Origin of the sequence: Micromonospora jinlongensis, from assembly GCF_013410645.1 — a bacterium.
Classification (GTDB): domain Bacteria; phylum Actinomycetota; class Actinomycetes; order Mycobacteriales; family Micromonosporaceae; genus Micromonospora; species Micromonospora zamorensis.
In genome coordinates, this window is the sequence record NZ_JACCHK010000001.1 from 4,348,521 (window position 1) to 4,362,565 (window position 14,045).

Sequence of the window (14,045 nt, forward strand, 5' to 3'; positions counted from 1 at the left end):
GATCAAGGCTGGTTCCGGGGCGCCGCAAACGTACGGCACGGATGCTTCGGCCGCGACCCCCGACCCGCCCGGGCGCGGGTCAACCCGTCCGGGGACGGCGCGTGCGATCGGACCCTGGCGTGTGGGGGGAGTCGCGGGCAGCGGGGTTCTGCCGGCTACGGACATCTCAGCCGCCTCTCTGAGGGTGCCGAGTGGTGGTTCTGTCCCCCACGCACAGTAGGATTGACAGCGAGACGAAGACCCGGTGTGGGAGAGGGACGGGGCCGGTGGCCCCAGATTCATTCTCCACGTCGGGTCGAGCCGATCGCGATCCGCGGGCAACCGCGGCGACCGGCGCGTTCGACCCGTTGTCCGGAGGTCTCCGGCACCGGTCCGCGCGCCGACGTCGCGTCCTGTCCGCCGAACCCGCGCCCGACGCGCCCTACCGGCGCGGCTGACGCGAGAAAGTGGCCGAGGGTGGCAGCGCAGGACAAGCAGGAGTACGGCGCAGAGTCGATCACCGTTCTTGAGGGTCTGGAGGCGGTCCGCAAGCGGCCCGGTATGTACATCGGGTCCACCGGCGAGCGCGGTCTGCACCACCTCGTCTGGGAGGTTGTGGACAACGCTGTCGACGAGGCGCTCGCCGGATACTGCGACACCATCGACGTGGTGCTGCTCGCCGACGGCGGCGTGCGGGTCACCGACAACGGCCGTGGTTTCCCGGTCGACCTCCACCCGAAGCTCAAGAAGCCGGGTGTCGAGGTCGCGCTGACGATCCTGCACGCGGGTGGCAAGTTCGACGGCAAGGCGTACGCGGTCTCCGGCGGTCTGCACGGCGTCGGTGTGTCCGTGGTGAACGCCCTCTCCACCAAGATGTTCGTCGAGATCCACAAGTCCGGCGCCGTGTGGCGGCAGCACTACACCAACTCCAAGCCGAGCCCGCTGGAGAAGGGCGAGGCCACCGACCGCACCGGCTCGGCGGTCTCCTTCTGGCCCGACCCCGACGTCTTCGAGACCGTCGACTTCGACTTCCAGACCATCTACCGACGTCTTCAGGAGATGGCTTTCCTCAACCGCGCCCTGCGCATCCACCTGCTCGACGAGCGGGTGGCCGAGGAGGAGGACGGCCGGCAGCGCGAGGTGACCTTCTACTACGAGGGTGGCATCGCCGACTTCGTCCGACACCTCAACGCCTCGAAGAGCCCGATCCACAAGACCGTGGTCGAGTTCGGCGCCGAGGAGGAGGGCATGTCGCTCGAGATCGCCATGCAGTGGAACGAGTCGTACGGCGAGTCGGTCTACACCTTCGCCAACACGATCAACACCCACGAGGGCGGCACCCACGAGGAGGGCTTCCGGTCCGCGCTGACGAGCGTGGTCAACCGGTACGGCACCGACAAGAAGCTGCTCAAGGGCGACGAGAAGCTCTCCGGCGAGGACATTCGCGAAGGGCTCGCGGCGATCATCTCGGTCAAGCTGGCCAACCCGCAGTTCGAGGGTCAGACCAAGACCAAGCTGGGCAACACCCCGGTGAAGAGCTTCGTGCAGCGGGTCTGCAACGACCGGCTGGTCGACTGGTTCGACCGCAACCCGGCCGAGGCCAAGATGATCATCACGAAGGCCTCCCAGGCGGCGCGGGCCCGGATCGCCGCGCAGCAGGCGCGCAAGCTGGCCCGGCGCAAGTCGCTGCTGGAGTCCGGCTCGATGCCGGGCAAGCTGGCCGACTGCCAGTCCACCGACCCGCGTGAGTCCGAGGTGTTCATCGTCGAGGGCGACTCGGCCGGCGGCTCGGCCAAGCAGGGCCGCGACCCGCGGACGCAGGCGATCCTGCCGATCCGCGGCAAGATCCTCAACGTGGAGAAGGCCCGGATCGACCGGGTGCTCAAGAACAACGAGGTCCAGGCGCTGATCACGGCACTGGGCACCGGCATCCACGACGACTTCGACATGGAGAAGCTGCGGTACCACAAGGTGGTGCTGATGGCCGACGCGGACGTCGACGGCCAGCACATCCAGACACTGCTGCTCACGCTGCTGTTCCGCTTCATGCGTCCCCTGGTGGAGATGGGCAACGTCTACCTGGCCGCCCCGCCGCTCTACAAGATCAAGTGGAACAAGAAGGGCGACGACGCCCAGTACGCGTACTCCGACCGCGAGCGGGACGGTCTGATCGCGCTGCGCCAGCAGAAGAAGCCGAACGCCAAGCCGGACGACATCCAGCGCTTCAAGGGCCTCGGCGAGATGAACTATCCCGAGCTGTGGGAAACCACGATGAACCCTGCGACGCGTACCCTGCGTCAGGTCACTCTCGACGACGCGGCGACCGCCGACGAGTTGTTCAGTGTGCTGATGGGTGAGGACGTCGAGGCGCGCCGGTCGTTCATCCAGCGCAACGCCAAGGACGTGCGGTTCCTGGACATCTGACGGATCGCGGTGGATCGGCCGGGCGCTGCCCGGTCGATCCACCGATCCACAGAGTTATCCACAGCTTGGCCGCTATCCACAGCGGTTATCCACAGCACGAAAACGACTCTGAGTCTGATAAGGGTATACAGTGACCGATTCTCCCGAGTCCACACCGAACGAGCCCGAGGTCCCCGCCGAGGCCATCGCCGCGGTGGTCGCGCACGACCGGATCGAACCGGTCGGGCTCGAGGTGGAGATGCAGCGCTCCTACCTCGACTACGCGATGAGCGTCATCGTCGGTCGCGCACTGCCGGACGTCCGGGACGGCCTCAAGCCGGTCCACCGCAAGATCCTCTACGCAATGTTCGACTCCGGCTACCGTCCCGACCGCGGCTACGTGAAGTGCTCCCGCGTCGTCGGTGACGTGATGGGTCAGTTCCACCCGCACGGCGACTCGGCGATCTACGACGCGCTGGTCCGGATGGCGCAGTCCTGGTCGCTGCGCTACCCGCTGGTCGACGGCAACGGCAACTTCGGCTCGCCGGGCAACGACCCTGCCGCCGCCATGCGATACACCGAGTGCAAGCTCGACCCCCTCGCCATGGAGATGCTGCGGGACATCGACGAGGACACCGTCGACCTGCAGGACAACTACGACGGCCGGGCCAAGGAGCCCACCATCCTGCCGTCGCGGATCCCCAACCTCCTGGTGAACGGCTCCGAGGGCATCGCGGTCGGCATGGCCACCAAGATCCCGCCGCACAACCTGCGGGAGATCGGTGCGGCGGTGCAGTGGTGCCTGGAGCACCCGGAGGAGGACGAGGAGACCACCCTCGAAGCCCTGCTCGGCATCGTCAAGGGCCCGGACTTCCCGACCCACGGCCTGATCGTCGGCACGACCGCGATCCAGGACGCCTACCGCACCGGTCGCGGCTCGATCCGGATGCGCGCCGTGGTGGAGGTCGAGGAGGACAAGCGGGGCCGCCCCTGCCTGGTCGTCAGCGAGCTGCCCTACCAGGTCAACCCGGACAACCTCGCCGAGCGGATCGCCGAGCTGATCAAGGAGGGCAAACTCGCCGGGATCGCCGACATCCGCGACGAGTCCTCCGGTCGTACCGGCATGCGGATCGTCCTGGTGCTCAAGCGCGACGCGGTCGCGAAGGTCGTGCTGAACAACCTCTACAAGCACACCCAGCTCCAGGAGACCTTCGGCGCCAACATGCTGGCGCTGGTCGACGGGGTGCCGCGCACGCTCAACCTGGCCCAGTTCCTCCGCTACTACGTCGAGCACCAGATCGACGTGATCCGCCGGCGGACCGCGTTCCGGCTGCGCAAGGCCGAGGAGCGGGCACACATCCTGCGCGGTCTGGGCAAGGCGCTGGACGCACTGGACGAGGTGATCGCCCTCATCCGGCGCTCCCCGACAGTGGACGACGCCCGGCAGGGCCTGATCCGGCTGCTGGAGATCGACGAGATCCAGGCGACCGCGATCCTGGACATGCAGCTGCGCCGCCTCGCCGCCCTGGAGCGGCAGCGGATCGTGGACGACTTGGCCAAGCTCGAGATCGAGATCGCTGACCTCAAGGACATCCTCGCCAAGCCGGAGCGGCAGCGGAAGATCGTCTCCGAGGAGCTCGGTGAGATCGTCGCCAAGTGGGGCGACGACCGGCGGACGAAGATCATCCCGTTCGACGGCGAGGTCTCGATGGAGGACCTCATCGCCCGCGAGGACGTGGTCGTCACGATCACCCGCACCGGGTACGCCAAGCGGACCAAGGTCGATCTCTACCGCTCGCAGCGACGCGGCGGTAAGGGCGTCAGCGGCGCCACGCTGCGGCAGGACGACATCGTCAGCCACTTCTTCGTCTGCTCGACCCACGACTGGATCCTGTTCCTGACGAACAAGGGACGCGTATACCGGGCCAAGGCATACGAGTTGCCGGAGGCCAGTAGGGTAGCCAAGGGCCAACACGTGGCCAACCTGCTCGCCTTCCAACCCGACGAGCAGATAGCGCAGATCATTGAGATCCCGAACTACCAGGTAGCCCCCTATCTGGTACTGGCCACGAAGAACGGCCTGGTGAAGAAGACGCGGCTCGAGGAGTTCGACTCCAACCGTTCCGGCGGCATCATCGCGATCAACCTGCGCGATGAGGACGAGCTGGTCGGTGCTGCGCTGGTTGCGCCGGAGAACGACCTGCTGCTGGTCTCCAAGAAGGCGCAGGCGATCCGGTTCAACGCCTCGGACGAGGCGTTGCGGCCGATGGGCCGGGCCACCTCGGGTGTGATCGGCATGCGCTTCACGGACGACGATGTCCTGCTCGCCATGGAGGTCGTCCGGGACGGCCTGGACGTTCTGGTGGCCACGAACGGGGGATACGCGAAGCGGACCCCGATCGAGGAATACCCGGTGCAGGGCCGGGGAGGTAAGGGCGTGTTGACTGCGAAGATCACCGAGCGGCGCGGTGGTCTGGTCGGCGCGGTGGTGATCGATCCGGACGACGAGCTGTTCGCGATCACCAGCAATGGTGGTGTCATTCGGACTCCGGTGAAGCCTGTACGCCGTACGCGTGACCGGAACACAATGGGGGTCAAGCTGATGGACCTCCCGGACGGCGTGACTATCGTGGCGATTGCTCGCAATGCCGACGAGCCTGACGAACAGGACTAGTTGAATGACGGAGACACAGGCGAAGTCGGGGAACACGGGGACCTCGGCCAACCCGGTCGACGAGGAGGCCGCCAAGGGCGGCACACCAGCGACCGGCCGCGCGGCCGTGGGCCGGGCTACGGTCCCCGCCGATGCGCCTGCCCCGAAATTCACGAGGGCTCCCGGCATGACACCCCCGCCGGAGCCGGCCGGTGAGGACGCCGGGGCCGCCGACAAGGCCGAGAAGACGTCCGGTGCCGAGGCGCCGACGTCGGCAGCCGCCACACCTTCGGGTGCGGCGGCGCCACCCTCGGCTCGTCCGGCGACCACCCAGCCGATCAACGTCCGGCCCGGTCAGGCGGCGTCGACCGGGTCCACCGGCACCCAGCCGCGGATCACACCGGGCATGACGCAGCCGGACGGGACGCGTACGTCCGCTGCCGGCCGTCCGGCCAGCGGTGGTGGCCTGCCGCCCGGCATCGGCAACGCGTCCGCCGTCGGGGCAGCCCGCGTTGGCGATGCGGTACGCGCGGCGCGTACCTCGGTCAGCTCGGCCGCTTCCCGCGGACCGCGCCGGGCCCGGCTGAACCTGAAGCGGATCGACCCGTGGTCGGTGATGAAGTTCGCATTCGCCGTCTCGGTAGTGCTCTTCATCGTCGTGGTGGTCGCCACCTCGGTGCTGTACCTGGCGTTGGACGCGATGGGCGTGTTCCAGAGCGTCAACGACAGCCTGAGTGACCTGGTCAACGCCGGCGGTGGAGAGAGCACCAGCGGGTTCCAGATCACCGCCAAGGGCGTGATCCTCAGCTCGGCGCTCATCGGCCTGGTCAACGTGGTGCTGTTCACCGCGCTGGCCACGCTGGGAGCGTTCGTCTACAACGTCTGCGCCGACCTGGTCGGCGGGATCGAGCTGACCCTCGCCGAGCGCGACTGAGCAACCGGGACGCCGGGGCGCCGCGGAATGCGGTCGCTCCGGCGTCCCGTACTCGGGTAGGTTTTGCAGGCGGCGACGGCCCGGCTCGCAGGGTCGGACCCCGATTTGGGGCCGGCAGAGTGGATGGGTTAATCTTGCTCGTCGCAACGCGGGGCTATAGCTCAGTCGGTTAGAGCGCAGAGCTGATAACTCTGAGGTCGATGGTTCGATTCCATCTAGCCCCACCGCATTGTCGTCCGACGCTAGTCGAGCGCGAGGGGTCGCCCCATGTTCAAGAAGCTGCTGATCCTGGCCGGCGTCGTCGGCGTGGCTGCCGTCGTCTTCAACAAGGTCAAGGCCGCCAACGACGAGCGTGCCCTGTGGCACGAGGCGACCACCGCACCCGACCTGCGCTGACGTCCGGCCCGGCGACGAGCGATCGACGCCACGGCCACTCACGGGGCCCTAGCTCAACTGGCAGAGCACTGCCTTTGCAAGGCAGGGGTTAGGGGTTCGAGTCCCCTGGGCTCCACCAGCACTTTCACCGGTTGATCTCGGTCCGAGTGCAGCCGAGCGGTTACGCCTTCCCCTCCTCGCCCTCCACGATCGATGGCCGAGGCAGCCCGACGACGGTGACCCGCTCGATCGGCCAGGTTGCGGTGACGATCTCTTCTCCCTCGCCATGTGGTTCCTCCGAGACGTCCGCCATCCAGTCCAATGTTTCGGGCGGGATGATGCCGCACGCGGCGTCCTCATTCCGGATGGCGAGGCGCCGCCTCAGTTCGGCCTGATCGACGCGGAAGTGCAGCAGACGCCAGCCAGCACCGAGCGATTCAACAAGCTGCTTGTAGTCGTCGCGCTCGCGGCGTTGCCCGAGGCCGTGATCTAGAACGACCGAGCGGCCGTTCCGGATCAGTTCGATGAGCTGCTGTCGCACATCTTCGACGGCAGGATCCAACAGGGAGACATGGCGTTCGGCTGGGTAGTCCTTCCCGAGTCGACCGTGCCGTGCCTGCAGGACGTCGTCTACCGACAGTCGAACCACCCCGGTCAGTTCCAGCGCCCGGGCGTAGGTCGATTTCCCTGAGCCCGGCAGCCCCACGAGGAGAAACACCACCGGTCTTGACTGGTCCACGCGGGCACCCTATCGGCGATCATTTGGGAGGCGTGGTGACCATCACCAGGGGTGCAACCTGAGACGTCCCAGCTCACGCGAAAGCCAAACGAGCAGCGAGAGCGGAGCGGACAGATCCCGCGACGTTTTTCTGGCACAGTGTCGAATCCGAGGCGAGGCGTTCGTAGATCAGACGAGAGGTGGCCGGAGGAGGCCGCCGGGACAAGGGAGTCATGGCGATGACGCAGTACCTGATCTCGTTCAATGACGGCGCGATGGACCACATCCCCGCCGAGGAGATGCCCGACGTGGGCAAGGCCTCGCACGCGGTCGTCCAGGAGGCCGTGAACGCCGGCGTGTGGGTGTACGGCGGCGGACTCGAAAGGCAGCAGGCGAGCGTCGTAGCCACCGATGGGACGGTCACCGATGGCCCCTACCCGGAGACCAGGGAGGTCATCGGCGGGTTCTCGGTCGTCGACGTGGCAACGCGCGAGGAGGCGCTTGCATGGGCTGCCAAGATGGCCGCCGCCTGCCGCTGCGCCCAGGACGTCCGGGAGCTCATGCCCGACCCCGAGACGGACGCCATGATCCGTGAGGCCGAAAGTCGGGGGTGACTCCCCGGCGAGGTCTGCTCGAAGGGACCTGCCACTTTCGAGCGGCCCTTGTCATGATCCGTGCATGGATCCACAGTCGGCACCAGTCACCATGCACATCTACTGCCGGATCGATGTGATCGTCACCGACCCGGCGGCGGTCACCCGTCAAGCGGTCGCCGACCTGCGTGCAGCCGACATCGACTGGTCCACAGAGGAGGACGACCTGGAGGCGGCGGTCGAGGAGCTTCGATCGGACCTCGCCGCCTCCGTGTCGAGCGTGGTGGACATCAGCCACCTTGCCGACGGCATCCCAGGGGTGGAGTTTCGCGGTGGCCTCTGCTGGGCCGAGCAGGGCCCGGCCCGGGACCCGTTCCGCTCGGACGAGCAGTGAGGGCTGGGCGCGGTGACGGCGCGGGCACGGTGAGGACAAGGTGGGCGGCATGGCCGTGCCCGACCGGGGTAGGAGAAACGGCAACAACCCCCCGGAAGCGAGGTGTCACCAATGCCTACGGCACGCGAGATCATGACGAACGACGTGACCTGTGTCCGCGAGCAGGACGACATGAAGTCGGCCGCGAAGCAGATGGCGGAGCTGGGGGTCGGTTCACTGCCGATCTGCGGCGACGACAACCGGCTCAAGGGCATGCTGACCGACCGCGACATCGTGGTGAAGGTGCTGGCCGAGGGCCGCGATCCGGCGAACGTGACGGCCGGTGAGCTGGCCCAGGGCGAGGTGGTGACCATCGGCGCGGACGACGACGCGGCCGAGATCCTGCGGACCATGGGCCAGCACAAGGTACGCCGGCTGCCGGTGATCGACGGGCATGAGCTGGTCGGCATCGTGGCTGTCGCCGACGTGGCCCGTTCCCTGCCGGAGCGCCCGGTGGGCGACCTCATCGAGGCCATCTCCGAGCGCAGCTGACCGTCGCACCCTTCCTCGATCGCCGCCCCGGGTGGGCGGCGATCGACGTGTCGGGGCTCTACCCGATCGGCGGTCGGGAGGACCAGAGCGACAGAGGCGGTCAGGAGAACGGGGTGAGCGGGACGGTCTCCCCGCGGGCGATGGTGCGTACCTGCTTCACCCAGCCACGGCGGCGGGCCTCGTCGACGAAGTGCGCCAGCGGCGAGCGGAACACCGGGTAGTCGTCGTAGTGGATCGGCACGGTCAGCTTCGGGCGGACCAGTTCCACCAGGTCGGCGCCCTGCTGGGCGTCCATGGTGAGCAGGATCCCGGCGACCTTCGTGCCGCCGAGATGGATGAGCATCGCGTCGATGTCCGGGTAGCGCTCGGGGATGGCGGTGAGCAGCGGCCGGTTGAGCGTGTCGCCGGTGACGTAGAGCCGGAACTCGCGCCGCCCGGAGCGCTCCACGTCGATCATCGTGCCCATGACGTCGGGCATCAGCCGGTCCAGAGCACCCGGTCCGTGCTGTCCGGGCATCGAGGTCAGGCGCAGCGTCGTACCGTCGCGGTGCAGCTCTCGGGACGACCAGGTCGGCAGGCCCTGGGCGGCCTGGAAGCCCCAGCGACGCAGCCTGCGTTCCGCCGCCGGGGTGGTGACGATGGGCAGGTCGCGGTCCAGTTCCCGGCGGGCCACCCGGTCGAAGTGGTCGCCGTGCAGGTGGGAGAGGACCACCGCGTCCAGCTCCGGGAGCTGGGCGATGCGTAGCGCGGGGTCCGTGCGTCGGCGCGACCACAAACCCTTGCCCAGGTACGCCCGTTGGCCCCGGTGCAGAAAGTTCGGGTCGGTCAACAGGGTGAACCCGCCGATCCGCAGCACCGTCGTCGCGGTACCGATGAACGTCACCTGTGGTTGCTCCGCCATCCTGCCCACCTCCTCCGGCTGCGGTACCCCGGCGAGCCGTGAGCATGCGGTTGGTTCGGTGCTCAGCTCTCGGAACCGCTCGCGCCGTCCCTGCCCGGTCGGGCCTGCGGCACGTGTTCCATCAGCTTGGTGAGCGCGCCGTTGGCGAAGGTGGCGCCGAGCGCCGACCCGGCCCCGATGCTCCAGCCGACCGGCCCGAGCGGGGTGCAGCCGAAGAACTGGCTCACCCCCGGCGTCTGCACCACGACGACCAGCACGCCCAGCGACGCCGCCGTGGACGCCAGCACGGCCGGGCTGGTGCCGCCGGCCAGGATGGTCTGGCCGAGCTGGGTGCCGACCAGGGAGACCAGGGCGACCGTTCCGGCTCGCTGGCGGCGGCCGGTGTAGCGGGCCAACGTCCAGCCGGCGGTCGCGCCCAGCGTGGTGGCTGCCGCCCGCAGCCCGATCTCCCTGGTGAGGCTCTCGCCGAGCGCCGTGTCCGGGCCCTCCCGCAGCAGCGCATCGGTGCGGTCCGACGCTGGTGGCCGGACCGCGATGGCCAGAGCCGGCGCCAGGTCGGTGAGCAGGTTGACCAGCAGCAGTTGTCGCCCGGTGAGCGCGGAACGGCCGGTCGCCGCGGCGGTGAGCACACTGAAAGCGATCTCGCCGAGGTTGCCCCCAACCAGGATGCTGAGCGCGTGCCGCACCGACGACCACATCGCCCGCCCTTCGATCAGGGTCGCGATGATGGTCTCCAACCGGTCGTCGGTGACCACCAGGTCGGCGGCGGCGCGAGCGGCCGGGGTGCCTCGCTGGCCAAGGGCGATGCCGACGTCGGCCAGCCGGATCGCCGGGGCGTCGTTGGCACCGTCGCCGGTCATCGCCACGGTTCGCCCGCACTTCTGCAACGCCTGGATGATCCGCACCTTGTGCGCCGGGGTGCAGCGGGCCACCACGTCGGTGTTGGCCAACCGCTCGGCGAGCGCGTCGTCGTCCAGTTGGTCGAGTTCGCCGGCGGTGACCACCCGCTGTTCGTCGTGCTCGCTGATGGTGGCGGCGATCGCCTCGGCGGTGGCGGGGTGATCGCCGGTGATCATGATGGTGTGCACGCCGGCCTGCCGGATCCGGCGTACCGCCGGGGCGGCACTCTCCCGGACCCCGTCCGCGAGGGCCAGGAAACCCACGAAGGTCAGCCCGCGAACACTGGCATCGGTCACCTTCGGATCGGCCACATTGCACTCGGCGACGGCCAGGATCCGGTTGCCCGCCCCGGCCCGGTCGGCGAGCATCCGCTCCAACTCCGCGCGGCCGGCATCGTCCAGCGGCTCCTGAGTCCCGTCCGTACGCCGGGCCGAACAGCGGGGCAGCACTGTCTCCGGAGCGCCCTTGACGCTCAACAACAGGCGCCCGTCGGTCTCCCCGACGCTCGCGTGGTAGCCGCGGGACGGCTCGAACGGCAGCCCACCGGCGGCCTGCCAACCGGCAGCACCGGTCTGCTCCACCACCCCAGCCTCGCCGGCACCCCGCCACACGGCCCGGTCGGTCTGCAACGCCAACTCCTCCGGCTTCGTCGCGGCGGGAGTGGCCCGCAGCGCCGCGGCCAGCGTCAACTGGAGTCGGTCGTCCAGTCGGTCCACCGGGGCGTACCGGTCACCGGTGCTGTCGCCGACCCCGGCGAGCAGCAGCTTGCCCTCGGTGAGAGTGCCGGTCTTGTCGAAGCAGAGCACGTCCACCCGACCCAGCGCCTCGATGGTGCGCGGGTTGCGAACCAGGGCGCCGTGCTCGGCCAGCCGCCGGGCGGCGGCCAGCTGCGCCGCGCTGACCAGGAACGGCAACCCCTCCGGCACGGACGCCACCGCGAGGTTCGCGGCGGTCGCCGCCGTCTCGGCCAGGGGTACGCCCCGAAGCAGGCCCGCGCCGGCCACCGCCACCGCCGAACCGGCGGCCAACGGGATGGCCGCCCGGGTCAACGAGCCGAGCCGGGCTTCCACCCCACTGGCGGGTGGGGCCTGCTTGACCAGGGCGAGGCTGCGCCCGGATTCGGTGTCCGGCCCGGTCGCCACCACCACGGCAGTGCCATGCCCGGCGGCGACGGTGGTGCCCTCGTACAACATGGAGTGCCGGTCGGCGATCGCGGCGGCCACCACCGGTCGGTTGGACTTGGCGACCGGCAACGACTCACCGGTCAGTGACGATTCGTCCGCCTCCAGACCCACCGCCTCCAGGACGCGACAGTCGGCGGGCACCGAGTCACCTGGCTCAAGGGCGATGACGTCTCCGAGGACCAGGTCCTCGGCGGCGAGAACCTGCTCGGCACCGTCGCGGCGGACCCGTGCGGTCACCGCCGAACGGGACAGGAGTTCGGCCAGCGACCGTTCGGTGTTGCGTTCGTGCACCGCTCCGATCAGGGCGGACCCGCCGACGACGCTGCCCACCAGCGCGGCGTCGACCAGCGACCCGAACGACGCGGAGAGCACCGCCCCGGCCACCAGCACCGGGGTGAGCGGGTTGGACAACTCGTCCACGAAGGCACGCAGCAGCCCTCCGCTGCCCGGTCCGGCATCGCCGTTTCCGCCAGTGCCGTGGTGCCGGCGCTGCGCATCCGCGCTGGCCAGACCGTCCGGCGTGGTGTGCAGGTGGTCGAGCACGGTGCCGACGGGCATCAGGTGCCAGGGGGTCGTGACGGGTGCCGGTGTGTCCGACTGGTCGTGCAACCGGCGGGCCTGCCAGACCCCGTTCGCGAAGGCCAACCCGGCCGCGCCGTTCACCGCGACGAGCGACCGGCCGGGCAGCTCGGTCGGCGGTGCCGTGAACGCGCCCAGCGCCCCGAGGCCGGTGCCGGCCATGGCCAGCCGGATGTTCTGCCGGGCCGTACGCCGAGCCACCCCGGTCGCCTCGATCACCAGGGCCACCACCCGCAGGTCGGCACCGACGAGCAGGTGCGCGCCCCACGGCGGCAGGTCCTCCGGCGGGGCGAACCCGAGGCCGCAGTCGGACGCGCCGAGCGCCCTGCGGTCCGCGGAAACCAGCATCACCATCGCGCCGTCGCGCTGCAACGCGCGTACCGACTCGGCCAGCCGGTCCCCGCCGGGCAGCATCGCATCGGCGAACCCGTACCGCTGCTCGTCACCGCCCGCCACGACCAGCCGCAGGCCGGCCCGCCGCGCGGCGGCCGGCAGCCCGTCGACGCCGGGTGCGGGTTCCGGCTCGACACGCAACAGGGCGGCGAGTCGGTCACCGTGGGCGAGGCCGAGCAGTTTGCCGCCGGCCGAGCGCAACCGGTCGCCGTCCGGGACGTTGCCGGAGTCGTGAGCGGGCATCTGGTCCAGCGGCCCGAGCCGCCAGCCGTCCGCCGTCCGGGAGGCAGCCGGATCGTCGGGGTCGAACAGCGCGAAGGCCCGCTCCGCCACCTGGTCGACGTCCGCACCGGGCGCGGGTGCCAGATCGGCCAGTACGCCCCGGTCCGAGCCGAGCACCGCGGCGTCCAGCACGAGCGTGTCGATCCGGTCCAACTCCCGCAGCACACTGCGGTCCATCGCGATCACCCCGCGCCGGGCCAGCATCCGGCCGAGTTGGGCGCCGTACCCCTCGCGTCCGCTGCCGGGCGCCTTCGGCAGCGCCGACAGGCCCAGCGCGGCGGCCCGCTTGCGCCCGGCGAAGGGCGCCGCCGCCGCGCCGGCCGCCGTACCGGCGGCGAGTGACCGGTTGATGTACCGCTCGACCGGGCCGTGCGGCTTGGGTCGGGGACGGTCCGCTATCGGCCACCGGGCGACGGCACGCTCGGGGTCGCCGGTCAACCGCGGTTCGGCGCTCTCCCAGGCGGAGAACTGGGCCCGGTCCTCGCCCCACTCGACGAACCGTTGGACGCTGTCGAGGACGATGCCGGTCCAGCGGCCGGTCAGGCCCTGCACCACGGCCTCGGCCAGGGGGAAGAGGACCTCTGCGCGCGGGTCGGAGCGCAACGCCTTGCCGAGGAACGCGTGCAGCTTCGGTTGCAGGTCGACCGCCGACAGCACGCCGGCCACCTCACCGGGCAACGGTGCGAACGGCAGGATCCGGGTGGCCGCCCAGAGGGTCAGACCCAGCGCGTCCGAGGCGAGCGCGCCGAGGGTGCGCGGGTTGTGTGGGCCCTCCTCCGGCGGGTGCGGGGGCGGAATCTCCGGGTCGGGCTCGTGGTCGCAGGTCCGCTCGACCCGGCTGATCGTGGCGATGAGGTCACCCAGAGCCGGTTCGGGAGCCTGCACGGCCACCACCACCCGCCCGGATGGCGCGTTCACCCTGGCCCACGCCACCCCGGGCATCCGCTCCAGCGCGCCCTCCACCTGCCGGGCGAGCTGGTCGCCGCCCTCCTGGCACACGCCGTGCACCTCGATGTGGTGGCGACCGGGCCGGGACCAGACCCGACGCCGGGCGAGCCCGACCGACCGGGCCAGCCGGGTCGCGGCCGACCCGACGGTCCGGGACGCCTCGCCGACCAGGTGCGGCACGCCAAAGGAGGGCAGGATGCGGCCGGCAGCGCGACCCGCCGCCGTCATCGAGGCGTACGGCTGGACGGGCGCCGGCCCGGCTCCCTGTTGCTGCTGGT

General features: G+C 70.0%; 10 protein-coding genes and 2 tRNA genes. 9 read left to right on the forward strand and 3 right to left on the reverse strand.

Annotated elements, in window-relative coordinates; genetic code table 11:
- Positions 1-456 precede the first annotated feature (456 nt).
- The 6 genes from gyrB to HNR22_RS19335 all read left to right on the forward strand — a co-directional run bounded on the left by gyrB (position 457) and on the right by HNR22_RS19335 (position 6,483).
- On the forward strand, positions 457-2,403 hold the full coding sequence (gyrB, locus tag HNR22_RS19315; RefSeq protein WP_179781522.1) for a DNA topoisomerase (ATP-hydrolyzing) subunit B: 1,947 nt from the start codon (positions 457-459) through the stop codon (positions 2,401-2,403).
- A gap of 130 nt (positions 2,404-2,533) precedes the next feature.
- A complete protein-coding gene (gyrA, locus tag HNR22_RS19320; protein ID WP_179781523.1) occupies positions 2,534-5,056 on the forward strand; it encodes a DNA gyrase subunit A in 2,523 nt (840 codons plus the stop codon).
- Positions 5,057-5,060: 4 nt separating this feature from the next.
- Positions 5,061-5,969: a DUF3566 domain-containing protein gene (locus HNR22_RS19325; protein ID WP_179781524.1), complete on the forward strand. Its 909-nt coding sequence runs from the start codon at positions 5,061-5,063 to the stop codon at positions 5,967-5,969.
- Positions 5,970-6,119: 150 nt separating this feature from the next.
- Positions 6,120-6,193: transfer RNA gene (locus HNR22_RS19330), tRNA-Ile, on the forward strand.
- A 43-nt stretch (positions 6,194-6,236) separates the two neighbouring features.
- Entirely contained in the window at positions 6,237-6,365 is a 129-nt protein-coding gene (locus HNR22_RS31005) for a DLW-39 family protein (protein WP_007453934.1), read from the forward strand.
- A 42-nt stretch (positions 6,366-6,407) separates the two neighbouring features.
- A tRNA-Ala gene (locus HNR22_RS19335) sits at positions 6,408-6,483 on the forward strand.
- 42 nt (positions 6,484-6,525) lie between these two features.
- Here the strand turns inward: HNR22_RS19335 and HNR22_RS19340 are convergent.
- A complete protein-coding gene (locus HNR22_RS19340; RefSeq protein WP_179781525.1) occupies positions 6,526-7,083 on the reverse strand; it encodes an AAA family ATPase in 558 nt (185 codons plus the stop codon).
- A 218-nt stretch (positions 7,084-7,301) separates the two neighbouring features.
- On the opposite strand from HNR22_RS19340, the gene HNR22_RS19345 reads away from it, so the two are divergent.
- The 3 genes from HNR22_RS19345 (at position 7,302) to HNR22_RS19355 (ending at position 8,580) form a co-directional block, all read left to right on the forward strand.
- The gene (locus HNR22_RS19345) at positions 7,302-7,676 is read left to right on the forward strand and encodes a YciI family protein (protein ID WP_179781526.1); all 375 of its coding nucleotides are present in this window, start codon (positions 7,302-7,304) and stop codon (positions 7,674-7,676) included.
- A gap of 64 nt (positions 7,677-7,740) precedes the next feature.
- Complete coding sequence (locus HNR22_RS19350; RefSeq protein WP_246380944.1) at positions 7,741-8,049, forward strand: hypothetical protein; 309 nt, start codon at positions 7,741-7,743, stop codon at positions 8,047-8,049.
- A gap of 111 nt (positions 8,050-8,160) precedes the next feature.
- Entirely contained in the window at positions 8,161-8,580 is a 420-nt protein-coding gene (locus HNR22_RS19355; protein WP_179781527.1) for a CBS domain-containing protein, read from the forward strand.
- A gap of 100 nt (positions 8,581-8,680) precedes the next feature.
- On the opposite strand, the gene HNR22_RS19360 is transcribed toward HNR22_RS19355, so the two are convergent.
- Both HNR22_RS19360 and HNR22_RS19365 read right to left on the reverse strand, forming a co-directional pair.
- A complete protein-coding gene (locus HNR22_RS19360) occupies positions 8,681-9,481 on the reverse strand; it encodes an MBL fold metallo-hydrolase (protein WP_179781528.1) in 801 nt (266 codons plus the stop codon).
- Positions 9,482-9,543: 62 nt separating this feature from the next.
- A complete protein-coding gene (locus HNR22_RS19365) occupies positions 9,544-13,995 on the reverse strand; it encodes a cation-translocating P-type ATPase (protein ID WP_179783628.1) in 4,452 nt (1,483 codons plus the stop codon).
- Positions 13,996-14,045: the final 50 nt, after the last annotated feature.